The 11,139-nt window shown below is 70.5% G+C and carries 9 protein-coding genes; 4 read left to right on the top strand and 5 right to left on the bottom strand.

Annotated features, from left to right (window positions below):
• Positions 1-37 precede the first annotated feature (37 nt).
• The 3 genes from E1292_RS46710 to E1292_RS46700 all read right to left on the bottom strand — a co-directional run bounded on the left by E1292_RS46710 (position 38) and on the right by E1292_RS46700 (position 2,977).
• Entirely contained in the window at positions 38-721 is a 684-nt protein-coding gene (locus E1292_RS46710) for a response regulator (RefSeq protein ID WP_132606242.1), read from the bottom strand.
• Positions 718-1,893: a sensor histidine kinase gene (locus E1292_RS46705; protein WP_132606241.1), complete on the bottom strand. Its 1,176-nt coding sequence runs from the start codon at positions 1,891-1,893 to the stop codon at positions 718-720. Before E1292_RS46705 ends, E1292_RS46710 begins: the two co-directional genes overlap by 4 nt.
• Positions 1,894-2,116: 223 nt before the next feature.
• A complete protein-coding gene (locus E1292_RS46700) occupies positions 2,117-2,977 on the bottom strand; it encodes a RecB family exonuclease (RefSeq protein WP_132606240.1) in 861 nt (286 codons plus the stop codon).
• A gap of 185 nt (positions 2,978-3,162) precedes the next feature.
• On the opposite strand from E1292_RS46700, the gene E1292_RS46695 reads away from it, so the two are divergent.
• Positions 3,163-4,299: a site-2 protease family protein gene (locus tag E1292_RS46695; RefSeq protein WP_246090873.1), complete on the top strand. Its 1,137-nt coding sequence runs from the start codon at positions 3,163-3,165 to the stop codon at positions 4,297-4,299.
• A 339-nt stretch (positions 4,300-4,638) separates the two neighbouring features.
• Positions 4,639-6,138 carry an FHA domain-containing protein gene (locus E1292_RS46690; RefSeq protein ID WP_132606238.1) on the top strand — a complete coding sequence of 500 codons (1,500 nt, stop codon included), beginning with the start codon at positions 4,639-4,641 and terminating at the stop codon, positions 6,136-6,138.
• Between the two features lie 352 nt (positions 6,139-6,490).
• Here E1292_RS46690 and E1292_RS46685 read toward each other — a convergent pair whose 3' ends face one another.
• The gene (locus E1292_RS46685; RefSeq protein WP_132606237.1) at positions 6,491-6,988 is read right to left on the bottom strand and encodes a hypothetical protein; all 498 of its coding nucleotides are present in this window, start codon (positions 6,986-6,988) and stop codon (positions 6,491-6,493) included.
• A gap of 117 nt (positions 6,989-7,105) precedes the next feature.
• Positions 7,106-8,218 carry a GNAT family N-acetyltransferase gene (locus tag E1292_RS46680; RefSeq protein ID WP_132606236.1) on the bottom strand — a complete coding sequence of 371 codons (1,113 nt, stop codon included), beginning with the start codon at positions 8,216-8,218 and terminating at the stop codon, positions 7,106-7,108.
• 55 nt (positions 8,219-8,273) lie between these two features.
• Here E1292_RS46680 and E1292_RS46675 point away from each other — a divergent pair, with 55 nt between their 5' ends.
• Positions 8,274-9,137 (top strand): tRNA (adenine-N1)-methyltransferase, encoded by an 864-nt coding sequence (locus E1292_RS46675; RefSeq protein WP_132606235.1) that lies wholly within the window; start codon positions 8,274-8,276, stop codon positions 9,135-9,137.
• Between the two features lie 204 nt (positions 9,138-9,341).
• Positions 9,342-11,105: a proteasome ATPase gene (gene arc / locus E1292_RS46670; protein ID WP_132606234.1), complete on the top strand. Its 1,764-nt coding sequence runs from the start codon at positions 9,342-9,344 to the stop codon at positions 11,103-11,105.
• The last annotated feature ends 34 nt before the right edge of the window (positions 11,106-11,139 follow it).

Genomic DNA, 11,139 nt, shown 5'->3' with positions numbered 1-11,139 from the left:
GGGAGCGGGTGTCAGGGCGGGGAGCGGGGACCGGGCGTCAGGGCATGGCGCCTGGTGTGATCAACCCCGTCTCGTACGCCAGCACCACGGCCTGCACCCGGTCACGCAGCCCCAGCTTGGTCAGCACGTTGCCGACGTGCGTCTTCACCGTGGTCTCGCTCACCACGAGCTTGGCCGCGATCTCCGCGTTGGACATGCCCTTCGCGATCAGCCGCAGCACCTCCAGCTCCCGCTCGGTCAGGCGGTCGAGCCGTGCGGGGGTGGCCTGCTCGTGGGCGGGCGGCAGCCGCGCGGCGAACCGGTCGAGCAGCCGCCGCGTGACGCTGGGCGCCACGATCGCGTCACCGGCCGCCACCACCCGGATCGCCTGCACCAGTTCGTCGGGTGGCACGTCCTTCAGCAGGAACCCGGAGGCGCCGGAGCGCAGGGCCTCCACGATGTACTCGTCCAGGTCGAACGTCGTCAGCACCAGCACTTTCGGCACGTGCGCCGACGGCGCCGCCTCCCGCACGATCCTGCGGGTGGCCTCGATGCCGTCGACCCCCGGCATCCGGATGTCCATGAGCACCACGTCGGGCAGCAGCGCCCGCGTCTGCTCCTGCGCGCCCTTGCCGTCGCCGGCCTGGCCCACCACTGTGATGTCGGGCTCGGCCTCGAGAATCAGGCGGAATCCCGTACGCAGCAGCGGCTGGTCGTCCACCAGCAGCACTCTGATCGTCATTGGCCGTCCTTCAACGGGAATCTCGCCCGCACTTCGAAACCGCCCCCGGGTAGCGGACCGACGCTGAGGATTCCACCATAGAGGGCAACCCTTTCACGAATGCCCACCAAGCCATGACCGGGCCGCGCCGGCGCCCCTGCCACGCCCTTGCCGTCGTCGGCCACGCGTACGTCCAGCTCGTGCGGCGCGTGGCGGACCGTCACCACCGCCTTCGCCCCGGCGCCCGCGTGCCGCATGCTGTTCGTCAGCCCTTCCTGGACCAGCCGGTAGGCGGCCAGGTCGACCCCGGCGGGCAGCGGCGGCGGCTCGCCCTCGACGATCAGCCGTGTGGGCAGCCCGGCCTCACGCATCTGCTCGACCAGCGCGGGCAGGTCGTCCATGCCCGGCTGCGGGCCCAGCTCGGCACGGGCGTCGGTGCGCAGCACGCCGACGATGTTGCGCATCTCGGACATGGCCATCCGGCCGGTGTGCTCGATCGCCGTCAGCGCCTCGCGGGCCAGGCCGGGGTCGGAGGACAGCACTTTGCGCGCCGCGGCCGCCTGCACGGTCATCACGCTGACGTGGTGGGCGACGACGTCGTGGAGCTCGCGGGCGATCCTCGACCGCTCCTCGGCCCGCGCGGCCCGCGTGTCGGCCGCGCGCGCCCGCTCCAGCCGCGCCGCACGGCCCCTGAGCTCCTCCATGTACGCCCGGCGCAGCCGCAGGCTCCGGCCCGCCCCCCACACCGAGACCAGCACCATGGCCACCACCACGTGGTCGCTCAGGCTCGTCGCCCTGGGCGGGCCCGACGCGGCGCCGAGGGTGTACGCCAGCACCGAGATCAGCAACCCGCCCAGCGCCATCGCCAGGCCCCGGTTGGAGGCCACGGAGTAGAGCAGCACCAGCCCGGACAGGCCCGGCACCCCGGTGCTGTATCCGAACGCGGTCAGCAGCGTCTCCGGCACCAGCCCCGCGCACAACGCCGCCAGCGGCCACCGCCTGCGCACGGCCACGGGGACGCACGCCAGCAGCACCAGCAGAACACCGAACGGATCGGGCTCGCGCATGCCGTCGACCGCCAGGCCACCGGACGGCAGCCGTCCGGGGTCGTAGAGCACGAACAGCGCCACCGACGCCGCGGCCACCACCCCGGCGAGCACCGTGTCGTGGAACCTGGTTCGGTCTATCCGCACCGCTTCACTGTAGGCCCAGGCCAGAGCAGGCAACCTCCTCCCTCGGGAGGATTAGCGCGCACGCCCCGGCCACGCCGCGACCCTGGGACGCGCTCGGAGCTCGCCGGTGCCGGGCGGTGGTGCGGTGGGACGCGCGCTCGGAGCTCTCCGTGCCGGGCGGCGGTGCCGTGGGACACGTGCTCTGAGCCCACTGTGCCGGGCGGCGGTGCCGTAGGGCGCGCGCTCAGAGCTCGTCGGTGGCCGCGCGGCGGCTGCTGCGGACGGTGTCGCCGGGCTGGCGGTCGGGCACCGGCGGCGGGGTGCCGCCGAACTCCGGGCACAGCGCCTGGTGGTCGCACCAGTCGCACAGCCGGCTCCTGCGCGCCCGCCATTCGCCCGACTGCAGCGACCGCTCGATCGCCGCCCACAACGCCATCACCTTGCGCTCGGTGGCCAGCAGGTCGGCCTCGTCGGGCGCGTAGCGCAGCACCTCGCCCTTGCCCCCCAGGTAGACCAGCTGCAGCAGCCGGGGCACCTGCCCGCGCAGCCGCCACAGCACCAGGGCGTAGAACTTCATCTGAAATAACGCCTTGGCCTCGAAGTCGGGCCCCGGCGCGCTGCCGGTCTTGTAGTCGACCACCCTGACCTCGCCGGTCGGCGCCACGTCGAGCCGGTCGACGTAGCCCCGCAGCATCAGCCCTCCGTCGAGCACCGCCTCGACGTAGAGCTCCCGCTCGGCGGGCTCGAGCCGCGTCGGATCCTCCAGCGTGAAGTAGCGCTCCAGCATGCCGCGCGCCTGCGCCAGCCACTCGGCCTGCTCGGCCGCGTCGGCGAACATCTCGCCGTATTGCGGGTCGTCGTCGAGCAGCCGCCGCCACTGCGGCTCCAGCAGCTCCAGCGCCGCGCTCACGGAACGCCGCGGCGCCGGCAGGTCGTAGAGGCGCTCCAGGACCGCGTGCACCACCGTGCCCCGCACCGCCGCCTGCGACGGCTTCTCGGGCAGCTGGTCGATCACGCGGAAGCGGTAAAGCAGCGGACATGTCATGAAATCGCCCGCCCGGGACGGGGAGAGAGCTCCGATGATCGCCGGCTCGGTCAAAGTCATGCACCGCACTCTAGGTCAAGAGCCCGACAGAATAACGCCCGCGAAACGAGGATCACGTGATCCGGCGCGTAGCATCAAGGCAGCAACAGCACGTGCCGACGGGAAGTCCGCGACACGGACCGTCGCCCGGCCCCCCGGCAGGGCGACGCGACGGGTTCCCCGCGGCGAGGATGTCAAGGAGTGCGGTGAGCGAGCAGAGCCCGCGACAGGAGTTCTCCGGCCTTCGGATGGGAAAGCCGTTCGGCATTCCGGTTTACGTCTCGTGGACATGGTTCATCGTGGCGGCCTTCATCACCATGCTCGTCGGGCCGAGAATGCAGATCATGTTGCCCGAGCTGAACAGCACGGCCGCCTACGCCGTCGCGTTCGTGTTCGCGGTGCTGCTGTACGTCTCGGTGCTGCTGCACGAGCTCGCGCACAGCGTGCTGGCCAAGGCCTACGGCCTGCCGGTCCGGAGGATCACCCTCTACTTCCTCGGCGGCGTGTCGGAGATCGAGAAGGAGCCGCCGACGCCGGGCAAGGAGTTCCTCGTGGCCGCCGCGGGCCCCGCCCTCTCGCTGGGCCTGGGCGGGCTCGGACTGGCCGCCGACATCTACGTGATCAACGACGGCGGCATCCCCGAGGCGCTCGTCTGGCAGCTGTGGGTGGCCAACCTCATCGTCGGCGTGTTCAACCTGCTGCCCGGGCTGCCGCTCGACGGCGGCAGGATGCTGCGCGCCGGCGTCTGGAAGCTCACCAAGAACCCCGGCTCCGGCACCATCGTCGCCGCGTGGGGCGGCCGGGTGCTGGCCGTGCTCCTCGTCGTCGTGCCGGTCGCGACGGCGCTGTCCGACGGGCGCGAGCTCGACCTCACCGACCTGCTGTGGCCGATCGTGCTGGCCATGTTCATCTGGCTCGGCGCCAGCCAGTCGCTGCGGGTGGCCAAGATCCGGGCCAAGATCCCGCAGGTCAACGCCCGCACCCTCGCGCGCAGGGCCGTTCCCGTGGCCGCCGAGACGCCGCTGGCCGAGGCGCTGCGGCAGGCGGGCGAACACCGGGCCGGCGCCATCGTCGTGGTCGACCACGACGGCAGACCCCTCGCCATCGTCAGTGAGGCCGCCGTCCAGGCCACGCCCGAGCACCGCCGCCCCTGGGTGAACGTCGCCTCCCTCGCCAAGTCGCTCGAGCCCGACATGGTGCTCGCCGCCGACCTGGAGGGCGAGCCCCTCATCGACGCCATGCGCGAGGCCCCGGGCAGCGAATACCTGCTCGTGGAGCGCGGCGGCGAGATCTACGGCGTGCTGGCCACGGCCGACGTGAACCGGGTCTTCTCCGGCGTCTGATTTGTCCCACTCGTTTAAGCGGCAACCCCCGGATAGGGTCGTGTCCAGCAGTTTCGGGTGGGCCGGAGCCGACTCTGGCGATTTCTGCGATGTGATGACTGGCCGATAGTGTGCTGTTTGGCCAGACTTGCACAGTTGAGGGGTTTGCCACGGTCGACCGGTTCACCGAATCGAGACGAGGTGGCCGCGACGTGGCCTCGTCGTCGGGGTACGTATGGCTGGTGACCAGCACGGCAGTGCGGGTGCCGTAATACCGCCGGCTTCCGGGGAGGAGAGTTGAGTGACCGAGCGCAGCGAGGGCACCAATGAGCGCAGCACGGTCGTCATGAGGGAGGACGCATGACCGACCAAGGCTTCGGAGTGGTGCGTCCGCTTCCTGGAAATGGGCTGGTCGCCTACGACGGCGGGCTGCTGCTCGTGTGCGACGCCGGCGAGTCCGCCGCCGACGACCTGCTCGAGGCGCTGCGCGCGACGGCCTCGTCCGGCGGGGACGGCCGGGCGCTGGCCCGGCGCGCCGCCCAGGTGCTCGCGGCCAACATGGCGGGCGACCCGGCCACCTGCGCGGTGGCCGGCTCCGTCGGCGACGGCGTGGCGGTCCTGGTCAGCGGCTCCGCGGCGGCCACCATCACCACCCCGGCAGGCGAGACGCGGCTGGCCGGGAGCGACTCCCTGACGTGGGCCGACCGGCTCGTCACCGGCACGGTCGAGCGCGTCGAGCTGAGCCTGCCCGGCGCCGGCAGCCCGCACCCCGCGGTCCGGTTCGACGGCGGCGTCGTGCACGGCGGCGGCCTGGTGGGCGATTTCTCCGAGCAGCCCTCGGCGCCCGCCGTGTCCAGGCCGCTCACCAGCGAGATGCCCGCCACCGGCCTCCACATCGAGCCCGACCTCATCCAGCCGCCCGCGCAGCAGCCGGTCGAGCGCCCTCCCTACCCGCTGGCCGACCAGCCGCCGGCCACCTCCGGCCCGCAGCCGGGCCCTCCCTCGGGGCCGCAGCCGGTCGAGCAGCCGTCCTACATGACGCCCCCGGACCAGCAGTCCCCCTTCGGCCCGCCACAGGACCAGCCTCCTTACGGCCCGCCCCCGGAGCAGCACTCCCCTTACGGCCCGCCGCAGGACCAGCCTCCCTACGGCCCGCCCCACGAGCAGCAGTCGCCCTACGGCCCGCCGCAGGAGCAGCCGCCGCCCCTGCCCGAGCCGCAGCAGCAGTTCCCCTACGACGAGCCCGCGCACTCGGGCAACGGCGAGCAGCAGGTCCAGCAGCACATGGGGCCGCCAGACCCCTACGACCAGCCTGGGCCCGGCCCGCAGGAGCACTACGACCAGCCCGGCCCGCCCCAGCAGGATCAGCAGCCCGACCACGGCGACCGGCCGCTGGTCTACGGCGTCGACTGCAAGAACGACCACTTCAACGATCCCCGCGTGCCCTACTGCGCCGTCTGCGGCATCGCCCTGGTTCAGCGCACCCTCGTCCCCTACAAAGGGCCGCGTCCCGCGCTCGGGGTCCTCGTCCTCGACGACGGCACGGCACTGCCCCTGGAGACCGACTACCTCCTCGGCCGCGACCCGGAGCGCGCGCCCGAGGTGGCCGGCGGCAACGCGAGGCCGGCCAAGGTGACCAGTCCCGACGGCTCGGTCTCGCGTCGCCACCTGCGCGTGGCGCTGGACGGATGGGACGTCAACCTGGTGGATCTGGGCTCGGTCAACGGCACCCAGATCCAGCCGCCCGGCGACCCCAACTTCTACGACATCCCGCCCAACGAGCCGGTCACCATCGCCCCGGGCACGACCGTCCGGGTGGGCGTGTCCCGCACGCTCCGCTTCGAAGCCCACCGGGGCTGACACCGCGCCGCCTGGCGCTCGCGCCCTTGCCGGGGGCGCGAGCCTGCGCGCTCCCTCCCATGACGGGCGCGTAGGAGGCATTCGAACCTTCACCGCGTGTGGTTCGCGGCGTACGGGGGCGCGGACGCGGGATCGGCGGCCACGCAGGGGATCCCGGCCGCGGAACACAGACTTTATAGCGCTATATCCGAGAAAAGCCTCAGTGTGGTAAAAGCCGAGGAATAGGCGAAGGATCTTCACGAGTGACGGGCCGGAGAAGCCGCTGCGGCACGGTTTTCCCGCCCTATTGGGGCCCGCAACCGGTCGTCCGTATCTCCGAGATCCCGGCTGTCCGGAAGACGGCCGGCTCCCGCTAGACCGGCCGGAAAGACCGTACCCCGCGCAACATGCGCACCGCGGCCTCCAGGCCCCCGGCGGCCTCCAGCGCCCGTCCCGCCGCCGTGGCGAACCGGCTCACCAGGTGCTCGTCACCGTCGCCGAACCCGCGCCCCGCCACCCACAGGTGGGTGGAGTCCCGCGTCGCCATCGGCACGCGCATGGACAGGAAACCCGGCTCGCCCACCGACATGTCGCGTGCCAGCCGTACCGTGCCCGGCGACGCCAGGAGTTCCTTCATCACTCCCGACTCCGCCAGCCACCGCCGCACGCGCAGCGGATCGCCTGGCGGGGTGTGCACGTGGATCGAGCACGCGTGCCGGCGCAGCACGTCCACCTGGACGAATCCGGCGTTCCCGGTGCCCGCGACGGCCGCGGCGGTACGTGCGAGCCGGTCGATCAGGTTCGCCGCCTCCAGGCAGGAGAACACGGCGATGAGCTCGCGCATGGCGACGTCGGCACGGTCGTATGGCATCGCGGCGCCCCCATGTGGGGAGAGGGTGAGATCGCGTACCCCGATCACGCGACCCTTACGTGCGGGTGCCCCGACTATCGCCCTGGACGGCGCCCTTGACCAGACCTCAACAGGAAATCAGGATTTCCGGCCCGCGGGCTCGTCCTGCCGCAGGCGCGCCCACGCCACGTCGTCGGCCCAGCTGCCGTCCGGCTGCGGGAACAGCTCACGGTGCACGCCCTCCCGGCCGAACCCCGCCCGTTCCAGCACCTTCTGCGAGGCCGTGTTGCCCGCCTCGGTGCCCGCCACGATCCGGTGCAGGGGCGTGTTCGCGAACGCCCAGTCCACCAGCAGCCGCACCGCCCGCGTCATGAGCCCCTTCCCCCGGTGCGAGGGCATCAGCGAGTACCCGATCATCGCCTGCCCCAGCGTCGGGACCACCTGCGTCAGCTGCACGTGCCCCGCGAACGCCCGCGACGCCGCGTCCCTGATCGCCAGCTCGACGCGCTGCCCCGACGCCCACCAGTAGCCGGTGTAGCGGCAGCGCCGCTCGTTGTCCTCCAGCGTGGCCGGCGGCCCCACGGAGTAGACAGCCACGCTCGGCTCGGCCATCATCCGGTGGAAGTCCATGGCGTCCTCGGCGGTCAGCGGCTCCAGCACCACGACGCCGTCGGTGAGTTCCCCGCCCTTGAAGAACGGAAGATACGGCTCCGCCACCACCACGGCGTCGCCCGCGAGCCGGCCGAACGTGACGAAGTCGGCGTACCGGCCGTCGCGCCTCTGCTTGGCGTCCCGCCTGCGCCCCTCCTCGCGGAAGCCTGCTTTGTACGCCACCCGCAGGCTCGCGACGTTCTCCACCTCGGCCTGCACTTCGACCCGGCGCATCCTGCGGTCGAACAGCCAGTCGGTGACCGCCCTGGCCGCCGTGGCCGCGACGTTCCTGCCCCGGGCCCACGGCGCCACCAGGTAGCCGATCTCGGTCACGCCCCAGCGGTCCGGCGGACTGACGTCGATGGAGCCGGCGTAGCGGCCGTTCTCGGTGATCGCGAACGCCGCGCCGCCGTCCCGCCACTTGGCCGCGGCCCTGGCGAGATGGTCGCGCGCGTCCTCGGCCCGGTAGGGCGACGGCAGCAGCGGCAGGAATCTGGCCGACACCGGATCGTCGCAGGCCGTCACGATCGCCTCGGCGTCGGACTCCACAGGTGGCCGCAGGATCAGGGAACCGGTGGAGATCACGTCGTGAGGGAGCATCACCCATAGATATCGCGCGTCCTGACGCGCCCGAAAGCCCTATAACCTTGCCGCCATGGGTTTCCGCAGGCATGGGCCTTTCCAGGCGGGGGATCAGGTGCAGCTCACCGACCCCAAGAACAAGCGCCACACGATCACGCTCAAGGAGGACGGCGTCTTCCACACCCACAAGGGCGCCATCCCGCACAGCGAGCTGATCGGGCAGCCTGAAGGCTCCGTCGTGCGTTCCTCGGGCGGCACCTCCTACCTCGCCTTCCGTCACCTGCTGCAGGACTACACGCTGGCCATGCCGCGCGGCGCGGCCGTCATCTACCCGAAAGACGCCTCCATGATCGTCGGCATGGCCGACATCTTCCCCGGCGCCCGGGTCGTCGAGGCCGGTGTCGGCTCCGGGGCGCTGACCTGCTTCCTGCTGCGCGCGGTCGGCGCCGAGGGCCACGTCACGTCGTACGAGCGGCGCCAGGACTTCGCCGACGTGGCGCGCAAGAACGTCGAGAAGTTCTTCGGGTCCGAAAAGGGGGGCCCCACGGACGGCAACTGGCGCCTGGTCACCGGGGACCTGGTGGCCTCGATCGACGAGGTCGACGTCGACCGCGTCATCCTCGACATGCTCGCCCCCTGGGAGTGCGTCGACGCGGCCGCCAAGGCGCTGACGCCGGGGGGCGTGATCTGCTGTTACGTGGCCACGACGACCCAGCTGTCCAAGACGGTCGAGGCCATTCGCGATCATGGGTGTTTCACCGAGCCGCATGCGTGGGAGACCCTGGTTCGCGACTGGCACGTCGAAGGACTCGCGGTGAGACCGGATCATCGGATGATCGGCCACACCGGATTCCTCGTCACCGCCCGCCGCATGGCCGACGGCGTGACCCCGCCGCCGCGCCGTCGACGACCGAAGGGGACGACCGAAGAACTATGACAATTTGGCCACGAGGGTGCGTTGGTGCGTGACACGGGAACAGATGGCCGTGTTCATATGCTGGGAGTATTAAACGCGCTATTGGGGATTAATCACCGAATACTGAATGTCACACGACGAACACTGCCCGGCCAGGTTACGGAGGGGCCCGAGATAGGTAAGGTCCTTAGTAGTCGCCCTCGACTGGGAAGGAGGTGACGGGGCGTGGCAGCTCGCGATGATGCTGAGGCTCGAGCCGCGCAGCGCGAACGGGAGGTCGCTGATCTTTCAACACAGGTCTCCTTCCTCCAGGAGGAGATCACCGCGCTGAGGCGGAAGCTGGCCGAGTCACCCCGTCAGGCCAGGGTCCTCGAAGAGCGTCTCCATGAGGCACAGGCCAATCTGGCGGCCGTGACCGGCCAGAACGAACGCCTGGTGGCCACACTCAAGGAGGCCAGGGACCAGATCGTCGCCCTCAAGGAGGAGGTCGACCGGCTGGCGCAGCCGCCATCCGGCTTCGGCACCTTCCTGGAGGCCCGAGAAGACGGCACGATCGAGGTGTTCACCGGAGGCCGCAAGCTCCGGGTGAACGTCAGCCCCGCTGTCGACGTCACTTCGTTGCGGCGTGGCCAGGAGGTCATGCTCAACGAGGCGCTCAACGTGGTCGAAGCCCTCGGCTACGAAGAGGTCGGCGAGATCGTGATGCTCAAAGAACTGCTCGACGAGGGACAGCGGGCCCTGGTCATCTCGCACGCCGACGAAGAGCGCGTCGTGCGACTGGCCGAATCGCTGGTCGGCCAGCCCATCAGGGCGGGCGACTCGCTCCTGCTCGAACCTCGCTCCGGCTACGTCTACGAGCGCATACCCAAGTCCGAAGTCGAAGAGCTCGTGCTCGAAGAGGTCCCCGACATCTCCTACGAGGAGATCGGCGGCCTCATGCGGCAGATCGAGCAGATCAGGGACGCGATCGAGCTGCCCTACCTGCACGCCGACCTGTTCCGCGAGCACAAACTCCGTCCCCCGAAGGGCGTGCTGCTGTACGGCCCGCCCGGTTGCGGCAAGACGCTCATCGCCAAGGCCGTCGCCAACTCCCTGGCCAAGCAGGTCGCGGAGAAGACGGGCCAGTCCGGCAAGAGCTTCTTCCTCAACATCAAGGGCCCGGAGCTGCTCAACAAGTACGTCGGTGAGACCGAGCGGCACATCCGCCTCGTCTTCCAGCGAGCCCGCGAGAAGGCCTCAGAGGGCACCCCAGTGATCGTGTTCTTCGACGAGATGGACTCGATCTTCCGGACCCGAGGCTCGGGCGTGTCCTCCGACGTCGAGAACACCATCGTCCCTCAGCTGCTGTCGGAGATCGACGGCGTCGAGGGGCTGGAGAACGTCATCGTCATCGGCGCCTCCAACCGCGAGGACATGATCGACCCGGCGATCCTGCGGCCCGGCCGCCTGGACGTCAAGATCAAGATCGAGCGGCCGGACGCCGAGGCGGCCAAGGACATCTTCTCGAAATACCTCATCTCTGACCTGCCTCTGCATCCCGATGACCTGACGGAGCACTCCCGCTCCCGCGAGGCCACCATCCAGGGCATGATCCAGAGTGTCGTCGAGCGCATGTACACCGAGAGCGAGGAAAACCGCTTCCTCGAGGTGACCTACGCCAACGGCGACAAGGAGGTCCTCTACTTCAAGGACTTCAACTCCGGCGCGATGATCCAGAACATCGTCGACCGGGGCAAGAAGATGGCCATCAAGCAGTTCCTCGAATCCGGCCAGAAGGGCCTGCGGGTGCAGCACCTGCTCACGGCCTGCGTGGACGAGTTCTCCGAGAACGAAGACCTGCCCAACACCACCAACCCCGACGACTGGGCCCGCATCTCCGGCAAGAAGGGCGAGCGGATCGTCTACATCCGCACGCTCGTCTCCGGCAAGCAGGGCACCGAAGCCGGCCGGTCCATCGACACCGTCGCCAACACCGGCCAGTACCTGTAACACCCCTTGATCGGGAGGGCCGCGCGGGAAACCG

It is taken from the genome of Nonomuraea deserti (assembly GCF_004348685.1).
Classification (GTDB): Bacteria; Actinomycetota; Actinomycetes; order Streptosporangiales; family Streptosporangiaceae; genus Nonomuraea; species Nonomuraea deserti.
This window is presented reverse-complemented; position numbering and strand designations above follow the sequence as displayed.